Here is a 25,439-nt window from a genome sequence, read left to right on the forward strand (position 1 = left end):
TGTTAATTCTATACCCGTAACAAATCCAGGGCATTAAATGAGTAGGTTAACATCTTGATTGAATATTAACCACGGATAATATTTAACCAAGATCAAACATTTACGTTTCTTTATAAACGCTACCGATGTTTGACCGCAACCACACAGGTAACGCAACCGACGAATACCCAACATGATGCAACACCTCTATCGTATAAGTATTCCGAGGTAAGCACTGACCTCAGTCACGCCATAAGCTCAGATCTGCAAGCAAGCTCACACTCAGTTACCTTGACAGCATCGCTGATTTCCATAGCATATCGTTATATATTTTTTTATATATCGAATTTTCCAGGATTTTAAGATATGGATATGCAGCGCCGCATGTTGCTACAGGGACTGATGGCCAGTGGCACCCTCGCAGCATGGCCGCAATTAGCGATGGCAGATACCCCTTTGGTATTGCCCTTCGGTAAAATCCCCGCCCCGACTGACGTACGCAAGGTGCTGAGTGCTGGCGCACCAGCAGATATGCTATTGCTGGCCCTGGCACCGCAACACCTGCAAGGGTTCTCCAGTTTCAGCCTACAGCAGGATTTTCCCTGGTTTAGCCAGTCAGTGCGTGGATTACCCAAGCTCGGTCGACTTGCAGGGCGAGCCAGTACACTGTCGCTGGAACAACTATTGGCGCTAAAACCGGATATCATTGTCGACTGTGGTGACGTTACCAATACATTTCGTTCAGTGGCCCAAAGAACCGTCGCTCAGACCGGCATTCCTTACGTGTTAGTCAGTGGTCAATTGACCGACTCACCAGCGCAACTGACACAAACCGGAGCCCTGCTGGGGGTTGAAGCCACCGCGGCACAATTGGCAAGTATGGCTAAGCAGATCCTGAGTGATGCCAAAAATTTTGCCGCCAATACGGGTAAAAATATTCGCTTTTATGCCGCTCGCGGTGCCCGAGGTTTAGAAACCGGCCTTGCTGGCTCCTTACACACCGAAGCGATTGAGCTACTGGGATTACGCAATGTCGCCGAAGTCAGTGGCCGTAACGGGCTTGCCCAAGTATCGATGGAACAACTGCTACTGTGGCAACCCGATCTGATCATCACGCAGGACATCACGACGTGGCAGCACATTACACAGTCGCCGCAGTGGCAAGGCGTTCGAGCCGTCAAACAGCAACAAGTGTTGTGCTATCAGCGCTTCCCTTTTGGCTGGTTGGATGCACCGCCAGGTGTCAATCGTTTACTGGGACTTAGAAGACTCCAGGCGCATTTGGATAGCCGCTTGAGGCCTACTTTTAAGACTGACATGCAGCAGTTTTTTCAGACGTTTTTTCACAGCAGTCTGAGCGATGATGACTATCGCATACTGGTACCGGCAATATGAAGTATTGGTCTGCAGCCGTTGTCTGCACATTACTGCTAATAGCGATGGTGTTCGCGCTGACGTCTGGGAAATATCCGTTAAATCTTGCTGACATTGGTCACTTGTTGATTGACAACAAGAGCGCCGATCCCCAGTTATCCATTGTATTCTGGCAGATCCGGATGCCAAGAATGCTGGCAGCGGTAATGATTGGCGCCGGGTTAGCCGCGGCCGGGACCGCCTATCAGGGAATGTTCCGTAATCCGTTAGTATCACCGGATATTCTGGGAGTCGCGGCTGGCGCGGGAATGGGCGCCAGTGTGGCAATTTTGCTCGGATTATCAATGTTATTGATTCAATCATTGGCATTTGCTGGCGGATTACTGGTGGTCGGACTGGTCTGCGTTATCGCGCGCTTTACCCAGCGCCAAGACCCAGTGTTATCACTGGTGTTAATCGGCATTGCGGTTGGTACCGTGTGCAGCGCCATGATCTCCCTGATCAAAGTGCTGGCTGACCCTTATACCGAATTACCGTCAATCACCTTTTGGCTGCTCGGGGGATTAAACAGCATTACCTTGAGCGATTTAAAAATCGCCGCACCGCTGACGTTACTTGGCATACTCCCGCTATGGTTGCTGCGCTGGCGCATGAACTTGCTGAGTCTGCCAGATGAAGAAGCCAGCGCCTTGGGCGTTAACGTTGTACGTCTGCGAGCAGTTTTCATTATCAGTGCCACGCTTATCACCGCCAGTGCGGTTGCTATTGCTGGCATCATCGGCTGGGTCGGGTTAGTCATACCGCATATTTGCCGCATGCTTACCGGGGCCAATAATCAACGATTACTGCCGATGGCGATGGCAACCGGCGCAATTTTGCTTTTGGTAACAGACACGCTGGCACGTACTGTCAGTGCGGTAGAATTGCCGCTTGGCATATTGACGGCGCTGATCGGTGCACCGTTCTTTCTGTTATTGCTGATGCGGAGAGAACGGCTGTGACACTGGTGCAATTTGAAAACACTGCGGTGGGTTACCCACAACATCCGGTACTGCAACAGCTCTCTTTTACGATTGCACAAGGTGAAGTTTGCTGTCTGCTCGGCGCCAATGGTTGTGGCAAAACCACATTAATTCGCAGTTTGTTGGGCCGATTACCCTTGCGTGGCGGCAATATTTTGTTGCAGCAACGCGCGATAAAAGCATGGCGTAGTGAAGATCTGGCGAAATGGATGGCCTATGTGCCACAGGCGCATGATGGTCCATTTACCTTTAGTGTTTTGGACATGGTATTGATGGGACGCAGTATTCATCTGCCGTTGTTTTCCTCACCATCGGCAAAAGATCGACGATTGGCGCTGGAGTTATTGGACAATCTGGGGATCTATCACCTCGCGGCACGATTATATCCGTCACTTAGCGGTGGCGAGCGGCAGTTAGTGCTGATTGCCAGAGCACTGTTACAACAGCCGAAATTACTGGTGATGGATGAACCGGCGGCCAGTCTCGACTTCGGCCACCAGATCAAGTTACTGGAAAAAATCCGCCAGCTGAAAAGTACTGGAATGACCTTGTTGATGTCGACCCATCATCCGTTACATGCCAGAGCAATTGCTGACCGGGTTGTGCTACTGTCAAAGCACGAGGGCGCACGACAAGGCAGTGCTGCGGCCATGCTCACGGGACAAAAACTGGCAGCACTCTATGATGTACAGGAAGCGGATATCAGACATCACCTGGGAATCGAAATTTAAGCCTATAAGGAATCAGTCAATGATACTGGACGAGTTAAACTTTGCCGAACTTTACCGGCAACAGATGCAGCAGGCAGGCCGCACCACTAAAGCGCCGGAACACTGGGATGCCCGAGCTGAAAAAATGGCAGAAGTGTGTGCTAATCCGCAGGATCCTTATCTGGTACAACTACAAAGCAAAATTGATCTGCGAAATGCCAGCACCCTGTTGGATATGGGTTGTGGCCCCGGCTCAGTCTGTCTCAATTTAGCGGGCTCACTCACCCAGGTTTGGGGCGTCGATTACAGCCGAGGGATGTTGGAAGTAGCCGGAAGACGAGCCGCAGCCATGGGCTTACAAAACGTTACCCTGCTCAATAAATCCTGGGAAGATGACTGGACAGAGATCCCCGAATGCGACATTGCAGTTGCATCGCGCTCAACGCTGGTTGCCGATCTGCAGCAAGCGCTGATCAAACTCAATAATAAAGCCCGATTGCGCGTTTATACCACTCATACGGTAGCCACATCGTTTGTCGATGTGGCAGTGCAACGTGCAGTGGGTCGCCCGGTCGTTGAACTACCTAACTATATTTTTGCTGTTAACATTTTATATCAACTGGGGATCCATCCTAAGGTTGATTATATCCGTGGCCCCAACTGCCAAAATAAAACAGAAAGCTTTGAACAGTTTTCAGAATCCGTCAGTTGGTCATTGGGAACTCTCGACGACACAGAATTACAACGCCTGTTTGATTTTTACCAACAGAAAAAACGTATGGGGCAAGTGATTGTTCCGCCATCCCGTGACTGGGCATTGGTTTACTGGGACAAAACCCAAACACTGTAACTTAGCGAATATCAGGCTTACCTGACGGTAAGCCTTTCTGACGGTGCAATGATCCCCAATTGCTACCGATAACCACCGCCTTTCAGCCATTCTGACAGGCAGCGAATTACTGCCAAATTTTGGCATAGTCATCGATATATATTAATTTATATATCGAATTTGAGGTTCAACATGATATTGAAAAAACTCTCACTGCTCATGATCATCGCAATATCAGGGCAACATTATGCTCAGGCAGATGAGCCATCAGACACCGAACGTCTCACTATCTGGGGTAGTCAGGTTGCCGATAGCAGCGACGCTATTGATCAACAAACATTGGAACAGTTAGGAAAGACCAATGTTGCGCAGGCACTCAGTGTTATCCCCGGTGTATCGTTGCAAAAATCCGGTAGCCGGAATGAACTCCAAGTCAGAGTACGTGGTTTTGATAGTCGCCAGGTGCCGGTATTTTACGATGGGATCCCGATTTATGTGCCTTATGATGGCAACCTTGATCTGGGACGTTTTCTGTCATCCAATCTTGATTCCATTGAGGTTTCCAAAGGTTATACCTCACTGCTCCAGGGGCCCAACCAGATGGGTGGGGCGATTAATTTAACGACCCATAAACCACAGGCGCCATTTGAAGCCAGTGCGGCGTATCGCCAAGGGTTTACCCGCAATAGCAGCAATGCCTATGACGCAGATTTATCCCTCGGTATGCGAAGCGATCTGGGTTACTTGCAGTTTACCGGCAGTCAGCTGAAACAGGACTATCTTGGATTGCCATACGGCACCAATAATGATGTCGCCGGTACCGATGGCAAACTTATCAACTCTGCGGCAAACGATAAACGCGGCGTCATCAAATTAGGTATTACCCCGAATGCTAACGATGAATACACCTTTACCTATATAAAGCAGGATGGCCAAAAAAATAACCCACCCTATGCCGGGACCTCAGATCAGTCGTCTCGCTACTGGCAGTGGCCGGACTATGATAAAGACAGTTATTACTATCAGGGGCTTACACAGATAGGTGACATCTTCACCCTCAAAAGCCGGCTATACCATGATGTTTTTGCCAATACGCTGATGATGTACAACTCACTTTCAGCACTGGAAAAGAAAAGCGGCTATTACAGTCGTTATGATGATTTCAGCAATGGCGCAGCCCTGCAACTAAGCGCTGATATGCGCCAGCGTGATCAACTATCGTTTGCGGCGCACTGGAAAGAAGATGTCCATCGTGAAAAAGACGCCCCGGATGCACTATATGATCGTTATAAGGATCGTACGATCTCGCTAGCCGCTGAATACCAATGGGCAATATCAACGCAGTTTGATGCGGTTGCGGGCATCAGCTATGACAAACGCCAAAGCCTTGAAGGGATGCAGCATGAAAATGACGGCAGTATCACCCAGTATGATGACAACGATCAGCATGCATTTAACTGGCAAGGGCTGCTCAAATACCATGTGAATGACAGCGATGCGCTGACAGTGTCCTTATCAGATCGTAGCCGTTTCCCCACACTTAAAGAACGGTACACCACATCAAAACCTGCAACTGGACAAGTGGCACTGGTAAATCCGCAGCTAAAACCAGAACGTGCACGGGCATTGGATATCACTTACAACGGCTTGTTTAATTCGCAATGGAGCTATGAGGCAAGTGCTTATTACAACCGCGTCGATGATGCCATTCTTGCCATCAATATTGACGCAGACACGGTACAAAATCGCAACAGTGGCCGCGTAGATTACCGCGGCGTAGATTTAGGCATCTCAGGACATGTAAGCACATATGCTCAAATGGGACTGAGCTATAGCTATACCCATGCCGATGTTAAACGCCAAGAGCTTGGTGAAATCACCGGATTACCCGAACAGATGGGAAATGCCTGGGTCAAACTGACGCCTTGGGATCCCTTGAGCCTGACCGTATCCGAAGAGATCCGCTCATCAAGCTATAGTGATAGTGACGGCTCACAAATTGCTGCGGGATTTGCAGTGACCAATCTGCGCGCTGACTATCAGTTGCTGCCACGACTCAGTCTGAATGCTTCAGTAAATAACCTGTTTGACCGTAGTTATGAATATGCCGAAGGTTTTATCGAGCAAGGTCGTAACTTTTGGCTAGGCGTGGAATACCACTTGTAAAGCATATGGGTTGTAGCACAGCAGCCTGTTACCTCGTCTGATCCTCTGTGCAAGCAAAAGCCGGTGATTACTGGTCATAATCACCGGCTTTTTATCATTTAGTCGGCGCTAGGCTTATTTGAACGGTCCGAATTTAATTCACGCTCAGATATGTGACCAATGGTCAGCGATAAACCAGAGAGACTTGATACCGTTAATAAATTATTAATAATTGGCAGTCACTATCAGACACTTAGAATCAATAGGTATAAGTTTTTAACGGTATGAATAACCGCCTCACTCCTGCACCTACTTCAGTGGGTCATATCTCTTCGACCGCTTTTCTTTGGTGCACCTTACTCGCGGCATTAGGTTTAATTGCGGCACATCTGTGGTTACGACCGCTGATGCCAGTCGATGAAACTCGCTATGTCTCTGTCGCCTGGGAAATGTGGCGAGATCATAACTGGCTAGTACCACATCAAAACGGCGAAACTTATGCCCATAAACCACCGCTGTTGTTTTGGCTAATTAATCTTGCGTGGGCGCTGTTTGGCGTTAGCGAATGGCCTGCCCGGTTATCGGTCCCCTTAGCGGCTTGCATTAATTTCTGGCTGCTGCATTTGCTGGCCAAAAAGTATTATCCATCCTCCGAGACTGCGGCGCGCTTTGCCCCGGTGATCTTGTTGGCTTTGGGAGGCTGGAGTTTTTATCTGCCGACCATCATGTTTGATCTGCTGTTAAGTATCTTTGTGTTGCTGTGGATACTGAGCTGCTTGGAATTCAGTGAAAGTGGCAGCAAAAAGGCGCTGGCATTAGCGGGTTTTGCTATCGGTATGGGATTACTGGCAAAGGGACCGGTAATGCTGCTCTATGCGGTTCCTTTCATGTTGCTCAGACGATGGTGGCAAGCGGAAAACAGTATTGAATCCAAGCGTTTTGCTAAAGGCTGTGGACTGGCAATCTTCATCGGCTTGTTGTTGTTAGCGTGTTGGGTGATCCCCGCCGTTATTGCGGGTGGTGGCGCTTATGAAAATGAATTGATCTGGAAACAGACCACTGGCCGGATGGTATCGGCCTTTGCCCATGCGCGTCCAATATATTGGTATTTATATTTGTTACCCATACTGTTGCTGCCATTACCGCTGTTGGGGGGGGTCTGGAAAAGTAGTCTGTTTAAAGTGACCGTCGCCAAAGACAAAGCGCTGCTGATTTACATTGCACTGATCATTGGGTGTTTCAGCCTGATCAGCGGTAAACAGATCCACTATCTTTGTCCACTGATGCCAATTATTGCGTTATATGTGGCTGGAAAGGTGCAACCAAACAAGTTTGGTCGCAGCTACCTGTTAGCTGCTGCCAGTGCCCTAATTGCCGCGGCGATTATTTCATTACCTTACTGGGCATCGCACATTTTCAAAAATATTCAGCAACCTCAAGTGTATACCTGGGTGGCTATTGCACCACTGTTGATGGTAGCAGTGTCGCTAGTTAAATTCCGGCAGGAACAACTGACGTTATACGTGCGTTTTCTGGTGTTTCCGGTATTAATTACCAGTTTACTGATGACGGTCAGACTCCCGTTGCACCAGTCCTATGACATAACTCAAGCGGCAAAGGAAGTTAAAATACTTCAGGATCAAGGCAATACACTGGTATTTTGGGATAAATATGACAATCAATTTCAGTTTGCTGGCAAGCTGTATCAGCCCATTATTGATTTGCAGGGCGATTATCCAGAACGACTGAGCTGGCTAGAAGCACATCCTCAGACAATTGTGATATGCCCTATCAATCACCCTTCTGATGCATTGCTTAAAGGCGCTATCTACTCGCAAACCTATCGTGGCCGATATTTGTTGATAGTGAAAGCTACTGACTTTATCAGCTTTATGCGCACCCAAGGTTAGCGGCATAAAAAAGAGCGGCTTGACCGCTCTTTTTCATTGTCCACTTAGAATTTCGCCATAGTCATCTGAAAGGTTTTATAACCGCCAGTAAGGTTACGGACATTAAAACCATTTTGCTGCAACATGCGATAAGCCACATGTCCACGCAAACCGACCTGACAAGCCACTAATATTTCTTTATCTTTCGGCAATTCATTCATTCGTTGACGCAACTGGTCAACCGGAATATTCACCGCCGCAGGAAATGCTCCGACGTTCACCAGCTCTGGTGGATTACGCACATCCAGCACTAGTTGATCAGCCGTTGGGTGCGCCACGTCTTCAGAATGGCAAACATGTTCATCACCATCGAGCACATTGGTTGCTACCATGCCGGCTTGATTCACTACATCGCGCGCTGAGCCAAAAGGTGGAGCATAAGTCAGCTCCAGATCCTGCAAATCTCGGACAGTCATCCCGGCTCGCTGAGCTACAGCCAACACATCAATACGCTTATCTATGCCATCCATGCCCGCAGCCTGTGCCCCAAGAATCTTGCCATTGTCAGGATCGAACAATAATTTCAATGTTACCGGATGCGCCCCAGGGTAATAGCCGGCATGGCTGGCAGTATGGACGTAGACTTTCTGATACGGCAATTGCAAGCGTTTCAGTGTTTTCTCATTCAACCCCGTGCTGGCAATGGCTAAATCAAACAACTTACAGATAGCGGTTCCTTGAGTACGATGGTACTGCTTATCCATTCCCAACATATTGTCTGCTGCAATGCGACCCTGACGATTTGCGGGGCCAGCCAGTGGCACTAATGCCGGGTTACCGGTAACGAAATCAGGAGTCTCCACCGCATCGCCAACAGCATATATGTCTGGATCAGAGGTACACATACCGCTATCGACTTTGATACCCCCACGTTCACCCAAGGCGATACCTGCGCTATTGGCAAGTGCAACCTCAGGCTTAACACCTACGGCCAGAATGACCAGATCCGTTGCCAACGTTTGTGCCGATGACAGAGACAGGCTCAACAACGCGTGATGGGGTGTCGGTTGATCATAAGCATCAACTGCTTCTGGTTCTGCAGGCAAACTGTCGAGACTTTCCACGGCAGTCAGTCCAGTGTTCAGACGCAGATCGACCCCGTTGTTAAGCAATTCGCGGTGAAGCAGATTAGCCATTTCAGGGTCAACCGGTGCCATCACCTGCGGAGCTAGCTCCAACAACGTTGTGCGAACACCTCGTTGATGCAGCGCCTCAACCATTTCTAAACCGATAAAACCACCACCGACCACAGTGGCATGTTGTGGTTTATGTGCCACAAGCGCCGCAATAATTGCGTCCATATCGGCGATATTACGTAGCGTAAAAACATGGGGATTATTGATACCAGGAATGGGAGGCTTGATTGGGGACGCCCCCGGACTCAATAACAACTTGTCATAGCTTTCTTCGTACGTTTGCCCTGTGAGTACATTTTTAACCTGCAGTTTTTTAGTTACGGCATCAACGGAAAGTACTTCATTGAAAATTCTGACGTCAACATTGAAACGTTTTTTAAAACTTTCAGGGGTTTGCAATAGCAAAGCATCCCTGGACACAATATCGCCACCAATGTGATACGGTAAGCCACAATTCGCAAACGAGACAAATTCCCCCCGTTCAAGCATGATAATCTGAGCGGTTTCCGACATCCGCCGGGCTCGCGCCGCTGCAGAAGCCCCACCGGCCACTCCACCGACAATGACGATCTTGGTCATACTCACTCCTGTTATTACTATGCAGTAAGTTAATTTCGATATATTGGGTTCGATAGCAAATAAAACGCCTAAGTATCCATGCCAATAGAAACGATTCAGGTTGCAACACTCGCTTTGACTTCATTGAAAAGCCCAACCAGAGCCGTTCAGGGAAGTCGTCATCGGCAGCGTTAAACTAACATCTATAAGAATAAACTTATGGACTGAATGCAACCCTTTTCACCAAAAACCGCGATAAATGTCGTGGAGAAGCAAGCTGCACGCGAAAGGAGATGAGTACCGTTTTTACCCGTTAAACTGAGCAGCTTATTTACATTGCGCTTTAAGGTAGAGCTGGAGACATTCTTATAGACATGCGGCATGTATCATTATTGGCATAAGCCAATAATAAGCTCTTCTGTGGGAATGTACAGTTAATCGGTAGATTTATCCGAGGAGTCTGACGCCATCATGAGCGCCTTACCATGCATAAGACAATCGGCCATTTTAAATCGGGCGGACTTAACCAGATTCGCCAGTGTCTGTCGTGAAACGCCCATTTCCTGGGCGGCTTCCTGTTGTTGCATCCCTTGAAAGTCCACGAGTCGTAACGCCTCAAATTCATCCGACCCCAGATAAACCTTGGCTAACTCAGTCATAGGAATTCCATTAGGTTTAAAGCATGAATCTGCTGGTCTTCCACATATCCTGCGGGGAATTTTTGGACGCCCCATTACGGCTCCTGCATAAAATTTAAGTTAATTTTAATAGAGTATGCTTTCCAACTGATGAGTAAAGTATTATTGGTCAGGAGTATGACCCTTGTAACGCTCATCAGCAGGCATCAATGCTCATTAAAAAGCCAGTCACTAAGACTGGCCTTTTCTTATATCTACCTGCTTATTTGACCAAGGTCAAATGCGGTTTACTCTTTGGCTTATCACTGATGGATGTTGAGGTGGCAGTATCCTTCTCATCAGTTTCAGACGGAGAATCATCGACCACATTCAGGAATGACTCTTCGCCATCTTCCAAGAGATAGGCATCTTCCATATCAAATACAGTACCGGCACCATTTTCTCGAGCATAAATTGCGACAATTGATGCCATGGGTAAGACAACTTGCTGTGGCACGCCACCAAAACGGGCGTGAAATTCCACAACATCGTTAGTCATCTGCAAATTTCCCACCGCTGACGCAGCTATATTCAGTACGATCTGACCATCTTTGACATACTGTAAAGGAACTTCAGTTCCCGGAATATTGGCGTCCACTACCACATGAGGCGTCAGATGGTTGTCCATCAACCATTCATAATACGCCCGCAACAGATAGGGGCGACTGGGAGTTAACTCTTTCATTACAGACCCATACGCATTTCGCGTTCGGCTTCAGTTAATGATGCCTTAAACGAATCCCGTTCAAACACACGAGTCATATATGCTTTGATATCTTTTGCAGTCTTGCCTTCCAGCTCGATTCCCAATGCTGGCAAGCGCCACAGTAAAGGACCAAGGTAACAATCTGCCAAGCCAAATTCTTCACTCATAAAGAAAGGCATTTCAGCAAATACCGGCGCAATCGACAGGATGCTTTCCAGCAGCTCTTTACGGGCATCTTCTGCACGCTCACCCTTACGGATGCGATCTACCAGACTATACCAGTCACGCTCAATACGGTGCATCATCAGACGAGTTTGTCCACGAGATACCGGATATACCGGCATCAATGGTGGATGCGGAAAGCGCTCATCCAGATATTCCATGATGATACGGCTTTCATACAGCACCAACTCACGGTCTACCAAGGTAGGCACAGAATTATAGGGATTGAGTTCGAGTAAATCTTCAGGCAGATCATTAGGGTCAACCTGCAAAACATCCACTGTCACCCCTTTTTCAGCCAATACAATGCGAACTTGATGGCTATAGAGATCGTCAGCCCCAGAAAACAGGGTCATAATAGAGCGTTTATTGGCAGCGACAGCCATTGATACCCTCCAGATTCAGAAAAAACAAATGTAAACGAGGGGCTAAGCCCCCCGTTTACATTATGCGGATGATATATTCTACCTTGTAACTGCCGTTAGTGTACATCTTTCCAATACTCTTTCTTAAGTAACCACGCCAGAAATAGAAAGATAACCAAAAAGCCCAATACCCAAATGCCAATCTGCTGACGTTGGGTTTTCATCGGTTCCGCGGAATAAGCTAAATAGTTTATCAGGTCGGTCACCAAGCGATCATACTCTGTCGCTGACAACTGTCCCCCTGTGGGCGATGACACCCCCACCACTTGTTGTCTTGCTTTGCCATTGATGGTTTCCGTTTCCAATATCGGCTCAGCCAATCCTTGAAGATCCTGCAACACATGGGGCATTGCCACGTACGGGTACTGTAGATTATTAACCCCAAAAGGCCGCTGCGGATCCCGATAGAAACCCTGCAGAAAACGGTAGACCCAGGCTTCGCCTCTGACTCTTACCACTAAGGTTAAATCGGGTGGCGCAACACCAAACCAACGCGCGGCATCCTTTTTCGACATCGCATTTTCCATTAACTCGAAAGGCTTGGCATCGGTGAGGATAGCATCCGACATCTGTGCGTCTGATAACTGCAGATCGTTCGCCACCTGGTTATAGCGTTGATAATGGGTACTGTGGCAGCCAGAACAATATTGTTGGAATGCCTTAAAGCCACGCTGAAGCGAGGAAACATCTCGACTGCCTAAATCTATCGGCAATGGCGGAATGCCATCAGTTGCCCAAACACATGTTGGCAACAGTATCAAAAACGCGAGTAATATGGCTCTCATTTGAAGGTCACCCTATCTGGCACAGGCTTGGTTTTCTCGCGTTTACTGTAAAACCACAGCGCAATGAAAAAGCCAAAATAGCCCACTGTTAATATCCGGGCCAGCAGTTTCAAAAATAGCGTTTCCGGTTGTAAGCCGATGATGCCTAATGCCACAAAACAGCAAGCAAATTGCAGCAAATTGATTTTGTGCCAACGGCTACGGTAACGCACAGATTTAACCTTACACCGATCGAGCCAAGGCATAATGAATAGCATGACCACCGCCATCGCCATTACCACCATCCCGCCTAACTTGTCGGGGATTGCCCGCAACATCGCGTAAAACGGCGTAAAATACCAAACGGGAGTAATATGATCGGGCGTTTTTAACGGATCAGCCGCTTCAAAATTGGGCCCTTCTAGCAATAAGCCTCCACCTTGCGGCATGAAAAAAATCAGGTAACAAAAGACCAGTAGAAAGCCAGCAACGCCCACCAGGTCTTTAACGGTATAATAGGGATGAAACGGAATGCCATCTAACGGCCAACCATTCTCATCTTTGAATTTCTTAATCTCCACACCATCGGGATTGTTCGAACCGACTTCGTGCAGCGCAATTAAATGCAGAAAGACTAAAACCACCATAATCAGCGGTAACGCAATCGCGTGTAGCGCGAAAAAGCGATTAAGTGTGGCACCGGACACGACATAGTCTCCCCGCACCCATAGTGCTAAATCATCGCCAATAACGGGAATTGCACCGAACAGCGAAATAATGACTTGAGCCCCCCAATATGACATCTGTCCCCAGGGCAACAGGTAGCCCATAAAGGCTTCCATCATTAGTACCAGAAAGATCACCATGCCAAAAAACCACAGCAATTCTCGCGGTTTTTGATAAGAGCCGTACATCAGGCTACGGAACATGTGCAGGTAAACCACAAAAAAGAATGCGGATGCACCGGTAGAATGCATATAACGCAGCAGCCATCCATATTGTACATCGCGCATAATGTATTCAATGGAAGCAAACGCGCCTTCTACAGTCGGCACATAACTCATGGTCAGCCAGATACCAGTTAGCAATTGGTTAAACAACACCAACAATGACAACGCGCCAAACAGATACCAGAAATTGAAATTCTTCGGTGCCGGATATTGCCCAATATGCCGTTTATAAGTGGCGCTAACGGGTAATCTTTCATCAATCCATTGTAATAATCTGCTCATCAGCTTGCTTCCTGATCAACACCGATAAGCACTCGCTCATCATCCAGATAACGATGAGGGGGGATCACCAGATTCAATGGTGCGGGCTGTCCCTGAAAAACACGTCCTGCCATATCGAATCCTGAGCCGTGACAGGGGCATAAAAAGCCAGAATCCACACCTTCTATTTCCCGGGAAAAGTCGTCACGGACATATGTTGGCGAGCAACCTAGGTGGGTACAGATCCCGACTGCAATAAAAATATCCGGCTTGATTGAACGGGTGGCATTTGTTGCGTAATCAGGTTGTTGCGGTTCTAGCGAATGAGGATCGCGTAACTTGTCATTATGGCTGTTTAAATTCTGCAACATCGCTGTTGTGCGGCGCACGACCCAGATCGGTTTGCCACGCCATTCCACTCGGATCATCTGTCCCGGCTCCAACTTGCTGATATTGACTTCTACCGGCAACCCCGCGGCTTTCACCCTTAATGTTGGGTTCCAGGATTTGATAAACGGTATCGACGCGGCAACAACACCGGCACCACCGACGGCAGCAGTTGTGATTGCCAGAAATCTACGCCGACTATTATCTGCTGCGTCACTCATCCTTTATCTCCAGAACTGCTTGGCATGGGATTATTGTTGTGGGTTGCCAATGCTGACTACCATACAGGGACAAAACCTGCGCCGCATTATAAAAAAAAAAAAGAAGCAGATCATGGAAAATACTTCATTGTCGACAGCTTAAGCAATCGAACATCTGCACCACTTTATTATCTTACGGTACATGTCATAACGGATGCGCCAGTTAAGGCAATAAAAAACCCGGCATTAGCCGGGTTTTTTATACGTTATCGCTTAGTTGCTCTCTTTCTTCATATATTTGAAGAAATCGCTATCGGGCGCTAACACCATAATGTCAGACTTGTTATTGAAACTGGCTCGATAAGCATCAAGGCTTCGCAGGAAGCGGTAGAATTCCGGATCTTTCTGATAAGCATCCGCATAGATTTTAGCGGCGACGGCATCACCTTCCCCGCGAACGACTTGCGCCTGACGCCGTGCATTTGACAGAGTCACAACAACGTTAGCATCGGTACGAGCGCGGATTTTTTCGGCTTCTTCCTTACCACGAGCACGATGTTCTTTGGCTACCGCCTGACGTTCGGCACGCATACGCTGGTAGATGCTGTTACTGACGTTAGCTGGCAAGTTGATCTGTTTTACCCTGACGTCAACAACTTCGATACCGAGATCTTCTGCACTCTTCGCGGCATTTTCCAATGCCTGACGCTGCAATTCATCACGGGTACTTCCTTCACCCTGACGGCTGGCATCTTCACTCACACCCGATACGATCTCTTTGATGGTGCGTTTACCGAATTCAGTACGCAAATCACTGTTGATCTTGCGTTGTAACAGTGCTTCAGCGTTGGATTTAATACCACCGTTTGTTGCCAGATAGTATTTTTCGAAATCCTTAATACGCCACTTCACATACGAATCGACCATCAAATCTTTCTTCTCGGAAGTAACAAAACGGTCTGCAGCACCATCCAGTGTCTGAATGCGGGCATCCAGATAACGGATCTTGTCGATCATCGGGATCTTGATATGCAAGCCAGGACCATAGACGCGGGTCACCATCTTGCCATCAACGTTATCTTTCAACACTTCACCGAAACGCGCCACAATAGCGCGCTCGCCTTCATTCACCACCATCAGTGAGGACAAAGCAATCCCGATACAGAAAGCTGCTACTACGATTAAAATTCTGCCCATGGATTATTCCCTCCCCTGACGAGTACGATCTTCGCGGGTAGGCCGCCCGGTAATACTGGTATCGCTACCACTGACGTTACGGGACTTCATACTACCAAAACTATTAGTTGGATCAGTGCTAGCACTGGTGTCAGTTGTTGCTGCAGCGGCAGGCGCCTGTTGATGTTCACCGGACAACAGTTTATCCAATGGCAGATACATCAAATTGCCGTTGTTTTTGGTGTCCACCAGCACTTTACTCGTGTGGCTGTACACATCCTGCATCGCATCCAGATATAAACGGTTGCGGGTAACTTCCGGCGCTAACTTGTACTCAGGCAATAACTTGTCAAAGCGAGCAACTGCCCCTTCGGCATCCTGCACCACCTGTTCTTTATAGGCTCGAGCATCTTCACTGATACGCTGCACTTGGCCGCGAGCTTTTGGCTCAATTTCACGCTCGTACGCTTCAGCCTGACGAATATAGGTCTGTTCATCTTCCTGTGCAGCGATGGCGTCATCGAACGCTTCTTTCACTTCCTCTGGCGGACGAGCCGGCAGGAAGTTTACGTCGACGATGGTCAGCCCCAGATTGTAGGTCTTGATAATGCGATCAATTTCAGCCCAGGTATCGTCACGGATCTGTGCACGCCCGGTAGTCAAGATATCATCCATATTGGAATGACCAACGACATAACGTAGTGCACTGTCAGTTGCTTCGCTCAAACTCGACCGAGGATCAACGGCACTAAACAGAAACTGATAGGCATCACTGACTTTGTACTGCACATCCAGTTCGACCTGCACTACGTTTTCATCTCCGGTCAGCATACTGCCAGACGCCGGAATTGAACGTACGCTAGCAATGTCAACTGGTGTAACCGTATCAATAAACGTGGCTTTCCAATGTAGGCCAGGACCAACATCACCAATATGGTGTCCGAAACGCAATACTACGCCGCGCTCAGCTTCCTTAATGGTGTAAAAACCAGAGAAAGCCCATACTGCTAATGCAATTGCCAGCACAATGGAGATAGCACCGATACTAAAACCGGAACCGCCACCTTTACCGCCAAATCGTTTAGACAAATTACGGAACACTTCGTCCATGTCTGGCGGACCTTTATCGTTGCCGCCCTTATTTCCCCAGGGGTCATTGCCCTTGTTACCGGGCTCATTCCAAGCCATTTAATACTCCGTTAAAGGATGAATTAAAGAGAATATCAACAGACGGCATTATCTTCTTCAGGGATGTAGACAAGATGCATAATCTCACCGTCACTCTGTTTAATAAGCCGCTGCCAATCCGCTTCAGGCAAACGCACGGACAGGATACAGTTCCCCATATCGTCATACGATTTCTGCTGTATCGCATCCAGGTTATAAAACTGACCAAGATAATGCCCTTTGGCCGCTGGAATTTTCAGCGTCACGCTGACAATTGTACTGCCGGTAATCTGCTCAATCGCCTGCTTCAGCAGATCCAAGCCCAGGCCTTTCTGTGCTGAAATCCACACCCGATAAGGGTTGCCCTCAGCATCGGTATCAATCTTGGGTTCAACATCTTCAAGTAAATCAATTTTGTTGCACACTACCAACTGCGGAATGTCATCTGCATCAATTTCATGCAGAACATCCTGCACCTGGGCAAAATTGTCATCCATGTTAGCGTCAGCACAGTCCACCACATGCAGCAATAAATCAGCCTGCCGGGTTTCCTGTAATGTCGCTTTAAAAGCCGCAACAAGTTCATGTGGCAGGTGACGGATAAACCCCACGGTATCCGCCAAGAAAACTGCACCATGCTGCAACTCTAACTTACGCAACGTTGGATCCAGTGTTGCAAAAAGCTGGTCTGCCGCATAAACGGTAGACTCGGTCAGCGTATTGAAAAGTGTAGACTTACCTGCGTTGGTATAACCAACTAAAGAAACAGTGGCAAGGTCGCTACGCTGCCGGGCACGCCGACTCTGCTCACGCTGCTTGTCCACTTTTTCCAGACGTCGATTAATATATTTGATTCGACCACGTAATAAACGACGGTCTGTTTCTAACTGTGTTTCACCAGGACCACGCATACCGATCCCCCCTTTCTGACGCTCAAGGTGGGTCCAGCCTCGTACCAAGCGAGTCGATAAGTGGCGCAATTGCGCTAGCTCCACTTGCAACTTACCTTCATGAGTACGTGCGCGTTGGGCAAAAATATCAAGGATTAGCGCAGTGCGATCTAATACACGGCATTGACACAACATCTCTAAGTTGCGTTCTTGAGCCGGACTGAGTGCATGGTTAAAAATCACCACATTAGCACCGGTCGCCGCGACCATTGCGGCCAATTCCTCAGCTTTGCCCGTCCCGACAAAATATTTGCGATCAGGCGTCTTCCTGCTTCCAGTGATCACGCCTACCGATTTGGCACCGGCAGATTCCACCAGTAACTGCAATTCAAACAGGTCTTCCCGACTATCTTCATCGTTAAAGTCGATATGCACCAGAACTGCAGTTTCCCCCGCTTCATAGCGTTCAAACAAGAAGAAACCCCTCGCTGTTACTGCTCGCTACTGCTGTCATCACTACCATTGTAGCCGGCTTGTCCGCCCTGATGACCACTTCCCATATTAAACGGACGGGAAGGTACCACTGTGGAAATCGCGTGCTTATAAACCATCTGACTTACAGTGTTTTTCAGCAGAATCACAAACTGATCAAAAGACTCTACCTGCCCCTGCAATTTAATGCCGTTAACCAGGTAGATCGAAACTGGAACACGTTCACGGCGTAACGCATTCAAAAATGGGTCTTGTAATGATTGCCCCTTAGCCATTTTTATTTCCTTTTTGCTTTATATGTATTAATCCAACAGTGACACTTTCTTATTTAGTTTTAGTATTATACAGCAACAACCATTAAGCTAGCGGCATTGGCGTATAAGTGTAACTAAATTTCCTTTTGCACCGCTCTCGAGCCAATTTAGCTCCGGCCATCCCCGCAACCATGTTAATTGACGCTTGGCCAATTGCCTAGTAGCTGCTATGGCTTTTTCTGCCATCGTGGCATAGTCATAATCGCCATCCAGATACTGCCAGCACTGGCGGTATCCAACACAACGCATTGAAGGTAGTTCCAAATGCAGATCGCCCCGCTGCCGTAACCGAACCACCTCATCTACAAACCCTTGCGCCAGCATCTGCTCAAACCGTATTGCGATATTACGGTGCAACTCGGCTCGCTGGTTTGGCGCTACTGCAAACTGCACAAAATCATAAGGTAGTGCAGTCCCTTTAATCTGCGTCAGTTCAGTCAGTGTTTTACCACTGATCCGATAGACTTCTATGGCCCGCGATAATCGTTGCGGATCATTAGGATGGATCCGCTGCGCGGCAACCGGATCGATCCTCTCCAGCTCTTGGTGTAATGCTTGCCAACCGTTACGCTCAACCTCAGCAAGGATCGCTGTTCTGACATTTTCATCCGCGCTGGGCAAAGGTGATAAGCCCTCCAGCAACGTTTTGAAATACATCATGGTGCCGCCGACCAGCAAAGGCGTTTTTCCCTCTGCCAGGACGTCCTCGATTTCCTGCAAACAATCGCGGCGAAAATCGGCGGCAGAGTAACTCTCCGCCGGATCGAGGATATCAATCAATCGATGCGGAGCCCGACTTAATTCAGTTGGTGAAGGCTTTGCCGTACCAATATCCATTTGCCGGTATATCAGCGCTGAATCCACTGAAATAATTGCACAGTTATGGTGTTCAGCCAGCTCCAGTGCCAATGCCGTTTTTCCGGAAGCCGTCGGCCCCATCAGAGAAATAACTCGGGGTAATGCTTTATCACTCACGCTGTTGTTCCAACCAATGTCGCCAAGGTAAAGCTTTACCTAGCTTTAAAAGCTCAGCTTGCGCTGCATCATCCAATAAACACAATGTCTGCCATGTTATCGGAGCGGAGATATAGCTTTCGCTACTCTTGCTCGCCAGCCACTGTGCCAATTCACTATTTCCAGTTGTGCCATGAAGGAGCTGCTGCAACAGTTCAGGGATCACAATCGCAAGTTGGGTGTCCCTGAGATATGGGGGCACTTTTTTGATTATCAACTGCTGATAACGGATATTCAGTTCCAACCCCAAACGTTTAATCAAAGGTTCATGTTCCAGCAGCAGCTTTTTCCATTCTTCTGCGGCATCTATCGCAACCGGCATCAATAACGGCTGAGCCGGTAAGCCCTCTGATATTCTGTTCACAATTTGCTGGTACCGCAGCGCTTCAGCTACATGTTTTACCGGTAATAAATGTAAATTGTTCTCTTCCACCAACACCCAGTATTGGCCATCTAACAAGGGCGGCATGGTTTTGCTTGCCACATCACTGCCCTCGTTAACCTCGCCTGGGGTAGTCAATAATGCGCCATAGCTTTGCAGCGCTGAGCGTGAAGGCGCTCTCGCCGGATAATATTCTCGACTCCCCGAGGAGGCAGAGTTCCGGCCTCCAACAGCATTGCCGACATCAGCGGCTGAATAATCACGCTTGCCTGAACTTGACGGAGCTGACGCAACTTCCCGCTCAATATACGGATTTTCGCTTAATTGCGGCTTAATGAAGGGCTCGTTGACCGCCGATATAGCGACAGACTGCTCAAGGGCAGAGGTCAACGCCTGCAAGATAAAATCATGCACATAGCGCGCTTGGTGGAAACGGACCTCATGTTTCGCTGGATGCACATTGACATCTACCTGATGCGGATCCAACTGCAACATCAACACATAACCGGGTTGTTCGAGTTCATTAAGATCCGCAAATGCCTGGCGCACAGCGTGATTGACCAGGCGATCTCTCACTAAACGACCATTCACATAAAAGTAGTGAATATCCTGCAATTCCGACTGTTGTGGTGACTGCAGATAACCACTCAGTTGCAGTTCTTCATGGTTGCATTCCACTTTAACGGCTTGTTCGGCAAAGCTACGCCCGGCGACTTGTGTCAGTCGCTGCAGGAATTGATTGTCAGTATTCGCCGGACGATAGTGGCGCACCTGTTTGCCATTGTGTTTGAGTGTCAGTTGAATATCAGGCCGAACCAGCGCCATACGTTTCAACCACTCATCTATATGGGCAAACTCTGTTTTGTCACTTTTCAGAAAACGTCGCCGCGCAGGAGTATTAAAAAACAGATCAGCCACATCAATCGTCGTACCTATGGGATGGGCTGCGGGCTGGATTTTGACCGCCATTTCTGAGCCTTCGGCATATGCCATCCAAGCTTCAGCTTGCTCTTCTGTACGTGAGGTCAAAGTCAAACGAGAGACTGAACTGATACTGGCCAGCGCTTCACCGCGAAAGCCAAAGCTGAGAATGGCTTCCAGATCATCCAGTGTGTGCAGCTTTGATGTGGCATGACGCGACAACGCCAAGGCTAAATCTGTTTTACTGATACCACAGCCATTGTCCTGAATGCGGATCAGCTTGGCGCCGCCTTTTTCGATCTCAATATCGACTTTAGTGGCACCGGCATCAAGGCAGTTCTCAACCAGCTCTTTAACCACAGACGCAGGACGTTCAACCACTTCACCTGCCGCAATCTGGTTGGCCAACTGCGGCGGTAATATCTGAATAGCCATGTAAACCTCAGGCTCTGGGGATGATCAGCTTTTGCCCGACGCGCACCACGTCGGATTTTAGATTATTGGCTTTTTTGATTGCAGCTACCGATACCTGATAGCGCGTCGCGATAATGGATAGCGACTCGCCACGAGACACTTTATGTTTGATATTACCTTGTTTGGCAAGCAGCGTGCCTTCCGGTGGATAGCTCTCAAAATATTGGTGGATCCCTTTAGAAATCGCATCTGCTAATTGTTCCTGATGCTTGGGATCCTTTAGCAATTTTTCTTCTGAGGGATTTGAGATAAAACCGGTTTCCACTAATAGAGAGGGGATATCCGGCGCTTTCAGTACCGCCAGACTGGCATATTCAGGACTACTCTTGTGCAAACGAGTCACCTTGCCGAGATCATTCAGAATATTGCTGGCAACCCGATAGCCAGTGGAGCGGGAATTATCCATAGACATATCGATCAAGGTGCGCATCAGATACTGTTCGTTATCGGTGTTTTGCACAATCTCACCAACCCCCCCCAGCAAATCAGACACTTTTTCACTTTGCTCAAGAAGTCGCCCCATTTCACTGTTGGCGCGACGATTAGACAGCACCCAGACTGATGACCCTCGCGGCTGCGGCGAGGTGAATGCGTCAGCATGGATAGACACCAGAAGATCTGCTTTGGCTTCTCGCGCCAATTCTGACCGCCGATTTAGCTCCACAAAATAGTCGCCGGAGCGGATACGTATGGCTTTTATGCCCGACATTGCATTGAGTTTTTCGGTCACCCGATTCGCAATTTGGAGTGCCACTCTTTTTTCGTAGGTCCCCGACGGCCCAATAGAACCTGGATCATCACCACCATGCCCGGCATCAATCGCAATTACCACATCACGATCATTACCTGCGCGGTTATCCACTTCTCGCGCAATACTGCTGCTATCACTTTGTTCGAAATCCACCACCAAACGATCGCCATAGGGCCCCGTGGGCGGCAACGAGAACATGTTTGCTTTGGCGGCTTTACCTAGGTCGACGACCAAGCGCAAAGTCCCTTTGGTCGGTGGCGAGCTATAACGGATGCGTTTAACTAACTTGCTGTTATTATCCAGTTTATCCAGCGCTGATTTAGCGCCACGGGTATCACCGAGATCAATCACTAAGCGATCAGGATTTTTCAGAGTAAACGAGTCATATTGTGGTTTAGTGGCAAGATCAAATACCACTCGCGTGGAATCTGGTGCAGCCCAAATACGCACACTATTGAGGGTATTGGCCGCCACGGCCGGAGCCCCCGCCGTAAAAAACGCAAAAAAAACTATATATTTTAATAAGATGTTATTAGTTCTAGGCATCATTCTGTAATTTTTCTAATAGCATCCTTCCGGATTCCGAGCAGGCGCTGATGACAACTTCACGCTCAGTATTAACATACTTAATATGCAGCTGTATATCCGCAGGAGGCAAACAACCCTCACCTTTTTCAGGCCACTCCACTATACACAAGCTGTGATCGTTAAAATAATCACGGATCCCCATATATTCCAGCTCTTCCGCTGAACTCAGGCGATACAAATCGAAATGGTATACATCAACCCCGCTGAGCTCGTATGGCTCCACTAAAGTGTAGGTAGGGCTTTTGACATTGCCTTTATGTCCTAATCCCTGAATTAAACCACGACTGAAAGTGGTTTTCCCTGCGCCCAGCTCGCCGGTCAGATAAATGATTAACGGTGGTGTAAACAGTGCGGCCAGACGTGCGCCTAATGCGATAGTTTGCTGTTCATCATGCAATTGTAAAATCAGTGGCTGATTTGTCATTCTCTCAGGGATCCAGGCTCAGGGCCTAAAGGCCCGCTTTATTCAGTGTTGACCAGACGGCGAATCCAGGGCATCAAATCGCTGGCCAGCATCCCACGTTCACCGTCGCGCGCAGCAAAATCCGCCGCTTCACCATGAACGACTACACCGGCAACGGTTGCCCGGCAATTATCCAACCCTTGCGCCATCAGCGCGCCGATTATACCAGATAACACATCACCACACCCACCACTGGCAAGCCCGGGGTTTCCTACCGGTGCAACATATAGCATATTGCCATCATAAATCAGGGTTCCGGCCCCTTTAAGTAATACAGTTCCACCATACTTCTGTTGCAAGGCTTTCACTGCGGCAAAACGGTCAGCTTCAACGGTCTGAGTGTCAGTTCCCAGCAATCTCGCCGCCTCCCCAGGATGAGGTGTCAACACCCAGTGAGCTTGCTGCTGCGGCTCAGTACTCAGCATATTCAGGGCATCGGCATCGACGACGGCGCGTTTGTCGGTCAGCCCTACCGCCTTATACAGGTTATAGCCCCAATCCTGCTGTCCCAAACCTGGACCTAACACTAAAACGTTGGCCCAGCCCAGCCGTTGGTAAACTTCCATATCAACTAACTCGCAGCCGTGAAACATCAGTTCTGGTCGCCCATTGTTGACCGTGAGTTGATGTTCAGGGCGACTAACAACAGTAACCAGCCCCGCACCGGCGCGCAAACAGGCTTCACCGGCCAAACGAATGGCTCCGGCCATACCATGATCGCCGCCAATAATCGTCACTTTACCGGATTGCCCTTTATGGCTATCGCGCGGTCTGGCTTTGAAACAAGCAGCGAGGAAATGGCGATCCACACGCATCACCTCAGATGGTGGCAGATAAGGCGTCAAACCAATATCTGCGAAATGCAGTTCACCACAACAATGGCGAGCACGGCCGGTAACGAGTCCTTGTTTAACCGCCCCCATAATAATGGTGAGATCTGCGATGACGGCACATCCTGCCACTGCACCCGTATCTGCCATCACGCCTGAGGGCAGATCCAGACTCAACACTTGAGCAGGACTGCGGTTGATCTGTGCAATTAACTCTGCCACTGCAGGGCGTAACTCACCATGAATACCGGTTCCCAATAAACCATCGACAATGACGTCCGCTTCCGGCCAGTTATCTAGCGTCACCATGTCGAATGCGAAATCTTGCAGTAACTGCCAGGCCTGTTGCCATTCACTGGTGGGTTGGGTAGCGGGATGTATTAGCAGGGAGGTTTCAATACCGGCTTGCAACAGATGACGCATACACACCAGCGCATCGGCACCGTTATTGCCCTGACCAGCAATCACCAACACTTTTTGCGGTAGCTTTAGATGAGGCCTCAGCAGGTCAAAAGCCGCTTTCCCCGCACGCTCAACTAACTGATAAAGTTCACCTTCAGCAGCAGTCACCCACGCCATTTCGGCCTGTCTGACCGCAGCGGCAGTGTAAAGAAGAGAGGGTAATTGTGACAAATCCTGCGCCATATCTATCTCCGGAGCCACCTGTGTCGTTGTAACGATTTGAAAACGGGCAATTGCTGCCTTTACCTTATGCAGACTAACAACACCACCACAAGCGGTTTATGACCTATATCAGAAGATCATGCTATTACCATAAAAAAGCCCGGCTCTCGGCCGGGCGTAATCAAGTGCTATTTACTCTTTACTAACTGTCAGTCTTACACCTAAATATCTTCCATTCGAATAGTACTGTGTACTAAGCGGTGCTGATGAATTTTTTCCACTCGTACCAAATCTTCTAACGCACTTTTCACTTCAGCAGAAGATGAGGATGCCGCAGTTTTTTCCAACAGACCAATCAAGGCATTGTCCAATTCCAGATGCAACTCGAGAACATCGTCCTCAGTCATATTGGGAGGGAGCATCACATCCTGACAACGCTTTTTAAAATCTTCGAATACAAAATCTTTATACCAGGTATCAAGAATCTTAGCTGGTGCGGCATCAATGTAGTCTTCCAGATGCTGAGCCACATCTTTCTGATGTTTTTCAAAATATTCCAACACCAGTTTTGCCCGGGAAGAATCAGCCTGATTATGTAGTCGACCGTACATCTTGGCCATATCAAGACGACATTCAGCGACATAATCCAGAAGTTCACGCAATTGTTGGATACGCATCCGGCACCCTCCATTTTGGCAGCGATTTGCTGAGGTTGATTCGAAACTATGTTCATTATGGAAGCAAATGTCAGTTGAATACATGACAAGTGTCATAATTTACAGGTTATGGCGAGCCGTATATTAGTGATAACGTAATAAACCTGCAGTTGATCACGAAATCAGCATGGTCTGACCTGTACGCAACAATGAATATTTTACGCAGTATATGCCGAAAGAAAAAAGAAAAGCCAATATATACAGCGAATAAGCAGGTTGAATTGCTGACTGTTATGGCTATAGCTAAAATGGGCTAAAAGGGAAGATTGGAGCGACATACCGGGTTCGAACCGGTGACCTATACCTTGGCAAGGTATCGCTCTACCAACTGAGCTAATGTCGC

At 48.4% G+C, this 25,439-nt stretch carries 24 protein-coding genes and 1 tRNA gene; 7 read left to right on the forward strand and 18 right to left on the reverse strand.

Features of this window, described 5'->3' with window-relative positions:
• The first annotated feature begins 345 nt into the window (after positions 1-345).
• The 6 genes from PY479_RS16140 (at position 346) to PY479_RS16165 (ending at position 7,969) form a co-directional block, all read left to right on the forward strand.
• Entirely contained in the window at positions 346-1,374 is a 1,029-nt protein-coding gene (locus PY479_RS16140; protein WP_212594402.1) for an ABC transporter substrate-binding protein, read from the forward strand.
• Positions 1,371-2,354 (forward strand): iron ABC transporter permease, encoded by a 984-nt coding sequence (locus tag PY479_RS16145; protein ID WP_275484392.1) that lies wholly within the window; start codon positions 1,371-1,373, stop codon positions 2,352-2,354. The genes PY479_RS16140 and PY479_RS16145 overlap by 4 nt, the downstream gene beginning before the upstream one ends.
• A complete protein-coding gene (locus PY479_RS16150) occupies positions 2,351-3,106 on the forward strand; it encodes an ABC transporter ATP-binding protein (RefSeq protein WP_212594404.1) in 756 nt (251 codons plus the stop codon). The genes PY479_RS16145 and PY479_RS16150 overlap by 4 nt, the downstream gene beginning before the upstream one ends.
• Positions 3,107-3,125: 19 nt before the next feature.
• Positions 3,126-3,935, forward strand: a complete 810-nt coding sequence (locus PY479_RS16155) for a class I SAM-dependent methyltransferase (RefSeq protein ID WP_275484393.1) — start codon at positions 3,126-3,128, stop codon at positions 3,933-3,935.
• A 171-nt stretch (positions 3,936-4,106) separates the two neighbouring features.
• Positions 4,107-6,080 (forward strand): TonB-dependent receptor, encoded by a 1,974-nt coding sequence (locus tag PY479_RS16160; protein ID WP_275484394.1) that lies wholly within the window; start codon positions 4,107-4,109, stop codon positions 6,078-6,080.
• A 263-nt stretch (positions 6,081-6,343) separates the two neighbouring features.
• A complete protein-coding gene (locus PY479_RS16165; RefSeq protein ID WP_275484395.1) occupies positions 6,344-7,969 on the forward strand; it encodes a glycosyltransferase family 39 protein in 1,626 nt (541 codons plus the stop codon).
• Positions 7,970-8,013: 44 nt separating this feature from the next.
• Here the strand turns inward: PY479_RS16165 and PY479_RS16170 are convergent, their stop codons facing one another.
• The 7 genes from PY479_RS16170 to petA form a co-directional block, all read right to left on the reverse strand.
• Positions 8,014-9,723 carry an FAD-dependent oxidoreductase gene (locus PY479_RS16170; RefSeq protein WP_275484396.1) on the reverse strand — a complete coding sequence of 570 codons (1,710 nt, stop codon included), beginning with the start codon at positions 9,721-9,723 and terminating at the stop codon, positions 8,014-8,016.
• A 413-nt stretch (positions 9,724-10,136) separates the two neighbouring features.
• Positions 10,137-10,436 (reverse strand): DUF134 domain-containing protein, encoded by a 300-nt coding sequence (locus PY479_RS16175; protein WP_212594411.1) that lies wholly within the window; start codon positions 10,434-10,436, stop codon positions 10,137-10,139.
• Between the two features lie 166 nt (positions 10,437-10,602).
• On the reverse strand, positions 10,603-11,064 hold the full coding sequence (locus tag PY479_RS16180; RefSeq protein WP_212594412.1) for a ClpXP protease specificity-enhancing factor: 462 nt from the start codon (positions 11,062-11,064) through the stop codon (positions 10,603-10,605).
• Positions 11,064-11,693: a stringent starvation protein SspA gene (gene sspA / locus PY479_RS16185; RefSeq protein WP_212594413.1), complete on the reverse strand. Its 630-nt coding sequence runs from the start codon at positions 11,691-11,693 to the stop codon at positions 11,064-11,066. Before sspA ends, PY479_RS16180 begins: the two co-directional genes overlap by 1 nt.
• 95 nt (positions 11,694-11,788) lie before the next feature.
• A complete protein-coding gene (locus tag PY479_RS16190; RefSeq protein WP_275484397.1) occupies positions 11,789-12,517 on the reverse strand; it encodes a cytochrome c1 in 729 nt (242 codons plus the stop codon).
• Complete coding sequence (locus PY479_RS16195; RefSeq protein WP_212596673.1) at positions 12,514-13,731, reverse strand: cytochrome bc complex cytochrome b subunit; 1,218 nt, start codon at positions 13,729-13,731, stop codon at positions 12,514-12,516. Before PY479_RS16195 ends, PY479_RS16190 begins: the two co-directional genes overlap by 4 nt.
• Positions 13,728-14,315 (reverse strand): ubiquinol-cytochrome c reductase iron-sulfur subunit, encoded by a 588-nt coding sequence (petA, locus tag PY479_RS16200; protein ID WP_275484398.1) that lies wholly within the window; start codon positions 14,313-14,315, stop codon positions 13,728-13,730. The genes PY479_RS16195 and petA overlap by 4 nt, the downstream gene beginning before the upstream one ends.
• Positions 14,316-14,339: 24 nt before the next feature.
• Between petA and PY479_RS16205 the strand changes: the two genes are divergently transcribed.
• A complete protein-coding gene (locus tag PY479_RS16205) occupies positions 14,340-14,618 on the forward strand; it encodes a hypothetical protein (protein WP_275484399.1) in 279 nt (92 codons plus the stop codon).
• Here the strand turns inward: PY479_RS16205 and hflC are convergent.
• From hflC to PY479_RS16260, 11 genes are all read right to left on the reverse strand, one after another.
• Entirely contained in the window at positions 14,568-15,491 is a 924-nt protein-coding gene (gene hflC / locus PY479_RS16210; RefSeq protein ID WP_212594417.1) for a protease modulator HflC, read from the reverse strand. The two genes, PY479_RS16205 and hflC, sit on opposite strands and share 51 nt — an antisense overlap.
• A gap of 3 nt (positions 15,492-15,494) precedes the next feature.
• Entirely contained in the window at positions 15,495-16,658 is a 1,164-nt protein-coding gene (hflK, locus tag PY479_RS16215) for an FtsH protease activity modulator HflK (RefSeq protein ID WP_275484400.1), read from the reverse strand.
• A 35-nt stretch (positions 16,659-16,693) separates the two neighbouring features.
• The gene (hflX, locus tag PY479_RS16220; RefSeq protein ID WP_212594419.1) at positions 16,694-18,001 is read right to left on the reverse strand and encodes a ribosome rescue GTPase HflX; all 1,308 of its coding nucleotides are present in this window, start codon (positions 17,999-18,001) and stop codon (positions 16,694-16,696) included.
• Between the two features lie 17 nt (positions 18,002-18,018).
• The gene (gene hfq / locus PY479_RS16225) at positions 18,019-18,294 is read right to left on the reverse strand and encodes an RNA chaperone Hfq (RefSeq protein WP_212594420.1); all 276 of its coding nucleotides are present in this window, start codon (positions 18,292-18,294) and stop codon (positions 18,019-18,021) included.
• A gap of 87 nt (positions 18,295-18,381) precedes the next feature.
• Entirely contained in the window at positions 18,382-19,308 is a 927-nt protein-coding gene (gene miaA / locus PY479_RS16230) for a tRNA (adenosine(37)-N6)-dimethylallyltransferase MiaA (protein ID WP_212594421.1), read from the reverse strand.
• On the reverse strand, positions 19,301-21,085 hold the full coding sequence (mutL, locus tag PY479_RS16235) for a DNA mismatch repair endonuclease MutL (protein WP_275484401.1): 1,785 nt from the start codon (positions 21,083-21,085) through the stop codon (positions 19,301-19,303). The genes miaA and mutL overlap by 8 nt, the downstream gene beginning before the upstream one ends.
• A gap of 7 nt (positions 21,086-21,092) precedes the next feature.
• Positions 21,093-22,421 (reverse strand): N-acetylmuramoyl-L-alanine amidase, encoded by a 1,329-nt coding sequence (locus PY479_RS16240; RefSeq protein WP_275484404.1) that lies wholly within the window; start codon positions 22,419-22,421, stop codon positions 21,093-21,095.
• Positions 22,414-22,887 (reverse strand): tRNA (adenosine(37)-N6)-threonylcarbamoyltransferase complex ATPase subunit type 1 TsaE, encoded by a 474-nt coding sequence (gene tsaE / locus PY479_RS16245; RefSeq protein WP_275484402.1) that lies wholly within the window; start codon positions 22,885-22,887, stop codon positions 22,414-22,416. Before tsaE ends, PY479_RS16240 begins: the two co-directional genes overlap by 8 nt.
• Positions 22,888-22,925: 38 nt before the next feature.
• A complete protein-coding gene (locus PY479_RS16250) occupies positions 22,926-24,401 on the reverse strand; it encodes an NAD(P)H-hydrate dehydratase (protein ID WP_275484403.1) in 1,476 nt (491 codons plus the stop codon).
• Between the two features lie 200 nt (positions 24,402-24,601).
• A complete protein-coding gene (locus PY479_RS16255; protein ID WP_212594425.1) occupies positions 24,602-25,057 on the reverse strand; it encodes a hypothetical protein in 456 nt (151 codons plus the stop codon).
• A gap of 306 nt (positions 25,058-25,363) precedes the next feature.
• Positions 25,364-25,439: transfer RNA gene (locus PY479_RS16260), tRNA-Gly, on the reverse strand.

Origin of the sequence: Shewanella sp. A32, from assembly GCF_029167175.1 — a bacterium.
Classification (GTDB): Bacteria; Pseudomonadota; Gammaproteobacteria; order Enterobacterales; family Shewanellaceae; genus Shewanella; species Shewanella yunxiaonensis.

What these genes read in the sequence shown, in the direction of transcription:
- mutL (WP_275484401.1), bottom strand. Translation starts at nt 21,085, where the DNA reads ATGGCTATTCAGATATTACCGCCGCAGTTGGCCAACCAGATTGCGGCA.
- PY479_RS16180 (WP_212594412.1), bottom strand. Translation starts at nt 11,064, where the DNA reads ATGAAAGAGTTAACTCCCAGTCGCCCCTATCTGTTGCGGGCGTATTAT.
- hflK (WP_275484400.1), bottom strand. Translation starts at nt 16,658, where the DNA reads ATGGCTTGGAATGAGCCCGGTAACAAGGGCAATGACCCCTGGGGAAAT.
- hflC (WP_212594417.1), bottom strand. Translation starts at nt 15,491, where the DNA reads ATGGGCAGAATTTTAATCGTAGTAGCAGCTTTCTGTATCGGGATTGCT.
- petA (WP_275484398.1), bottom strand. Translation starts at nt 14,315, where the DNA reads ATGAGTGACGCAGCAGATAATAGTCGGCGTAGATTTCTGGCAATCACA.
- tsaE (WP_275484402.1), bottom strand. Translation starts at nt 22,887, where the DNA reads ATGACAAATCAGCCACTGATTTTACAATTGCATGATGAACAGCAAACT.
- PY479_RS16205 (WP_275484399.1), top strand. Translation starts at nt 14,340, where the DNA reads ATGGGATTATTGTTGTGGGTTGCCAATGCTGACTACCATACAGGGACA.
- PY479_RS16160 (WP_275484394.1), top strand. Translation starts at nt 4,107, where the DNA reads ATGATATTGAAAAAACTCTCACTGCTCATGATCATCGCAATATCAGGG.
- sspA (WP_212594413.1), bottom strand. Translation starts at nt 11,693, where the DNA reads ATGGCTGTCGCTGCCAATAAACGCTCTATTATGACCCTGTTTTCTGGG.
- PY479_RS16170 (WP_275484396.1), bottom strand. Translation starts at nt 9,723, where the DNA reads ATGACCAAGATCGTCATTGTCGGTGGAGTGGCCGGTGGGGCTTCTGCA.
- PY479_RS16145 (WP_275484392.1), top strand. Translation starts at nt 1,371, where the DNA reads ATGAAGTATTGGTCTGCAGCCGTTGTCTGCACATTACTGCTAATAGCG.
- PY479_RS16175 (WP_212594411.1), bottom strand. Translation starts at nt 10,436, where the DNA reads ATGGGGCGTCCAAAAATTCCCCGCAGGATATGTGGAAGACCAGCAGAT.
- hfq (WP_212594420.1), bottom strand. Translation starts at nt 18,294, where the DNA reads ATGGCTAAGGGGCAATCATTACAAGACCCATTTTTGAATGCGTTACGC.
- PY479_RS16155 (WP_275484393.1), top strand. Translation starts at nt 3,126, where the DNA reads ATGATACTGGACGAGTTAAACTTTGCCGAACTTTACCGGCAACAGATG.
- PY479_RS16190 (WP_275484397.1), bottom strand. Translation starts at nt 12,517, where the DNA reads ATGAGAGCCATATTACTCGCGTTTTTGATACTGTTGCCAACATGTGTT.
- PY479_RS16140 (WP_212594402.1), top strand. Translation starts at nt 346, where the DNA reads ATGGATATGCAGCGCCGCATGTTGCTACAGGGACTGATGGCCAGTGGC.
- PY479_RS16165 (WP_275484395.1), top strand. Translation starts at nt 6,344, where the DNA reads ATGAATAACCGCCTCACTCCTGCACCTACTTCAGTGGGTCATATCTCT.
- PY479_RS16255 (WP_212594425.1), bottom strand. Translation starts at nt 25,057, where the DNA reads ATGCGTATCCAACAATTGCGTGAACTTCTGGATTATGTCGCTGAATGT.
- PY479_RS16250 (WP_275484403.1), bottom strand. Translation starts at nt 24,401, where the DNA reads ATGGCGCAGGATTTGTCACAATTACCCTCTCTTCTTTACACTGCCGCT.
- PY479_RS16240 (WP_275484404.1), bottom strand. Translation starts at nt 22,421, where the DNA reads ATGCCTAGAACTAATAACATCTTATTAAAATATATAGTTTTTTTTGCG.